Origin of the sequence: Candidatus Magnetominusculus xianensis, from assembly GCA_001541255.1 — a bacterium.
GTDB classification, from domain to species: domain Bacteria; phylum Nitrospirota; class Thermodesulfovibrionia; order Thermodesulfovibrionales; family Magnetobacteriaceae; genus Magnetominusculus; species Magnetominusculus xianensis.
The window spans coordinates 1-1,294 of sequence record LNQR01000145.1 but is presented as its reverse complement, the minus strand read 5'-3'; the positions used below and the strand labels follow the sequence as shown (position 1 = coordinate 1,294).

The window sequence follows — 1,294 nt, the reverse complement described above, 5'->3', positions numbered from 1 at the left end:
TACGGTAACTCAGGACAGCCTGAATAGTTTCACGCTTACCGTTACAAAGGCAGGCTCAGGTACGGGTACGGTCACGGCCAGCACAGGCACCCTCACATGGAGCGGCAATTCGGGTACTGGGTCATACTCATCAGGAGCAGGTGTATATCTGACGGCAGCGGCTGGTACTGGTTCGACATTCGCGGGCTGGACAGGATGTGATACGACAAGTTCAACCCTGTGTTACGTGTCTATGACATCCTCAAAACTCGTAACCGCCACGTTTAGTTCAACCACCTCAAGCACCCGCACCCTGACGATAGTAAAATCAGGAACCGGCTCAGGCACTGTGACCGCGTCATCAGGCACTATCGCATGGAGCGGCAACACAGGCGTAATCTCAACCACTGCCTCTCAGGTAACCTTGACGGCCGCTGCTGGTTCAGGCTCAACGTTTAACGCATGGAGTGGATGTGATTCGCTATATAACACCATGTGCGGCCTGACGATAAGCACCGACAGGACAGTGACCGTTGACTTCAAGGGCGGCATAACACTCAGACAAAGCAAGTTCGACTTCGACAGCGACGGCAGCACAGACATCCTGTTGAGAAATAAGGTCTATGGATATAACGCCGTGTGGCTGATGAGCGGTACAACAGTGAAAGATGCGAAATACATCGACAGCGTCACAGACCCATCATGGACGATTGCTGGTGCAGGACGCTTCAATCAGGACAATCAGACCGGTATCCTGTGGAGAAATCAAATGACCGGCTCCACGGCCATATGGTATTACAGCGGCGGTGTGACAAGCGGCGGCGCTCAACTGGGTACTATCTCAGACATAAGCTGGGAAATAGTCTCAGCCGGAGATACAGACGCCGACAACAATACCGAAGTGATATGGAGAAACAATACCAATGGGTATAACGCCAAATGGAAAATTAAGAAGTCAGCCGCGACTTCAATGGTGCTGCTGCCGACATTCAGCGATACGAACTGGAAAATCTCCGGTACGGGGGATTTTTATGGCGACAACACGGTATCAATCCTCTGGCGTCACAAACTCTACGGTTATAACGCCCTCTGGCGCATGAGCGGCGACAGCGTAAGCAGCACAGAGTTCATGCCGACACTATCTGATGTCAACTGGGACATCGCTGCCACAGGAGACTACAACGGCGACGGCATCACAGATATAGTATGGCGGCATAAGACCTCCGGTCAGAATGTAATATGGCTGATAAACGGAGTCTACGTAACAGACATGGTAACACTGCCCACGCTTTCAGATTTGAACTGGGAAATCGCA

At 51.8% G+C, this 1,294-nt stretch carries 1 protein-coding gene; it reads left to right on the top strand.

Features of this window, described 5'->3' with window-relative positions; translation table 11 throughout:
* The coding region (locus ASN18_RS17705; protein ID WP_236861860.1) for an FG-GAP repeat domain-containing protein at nucleotides 1-1,294 on the top strand (1,294 nt) is incomplete at both ends.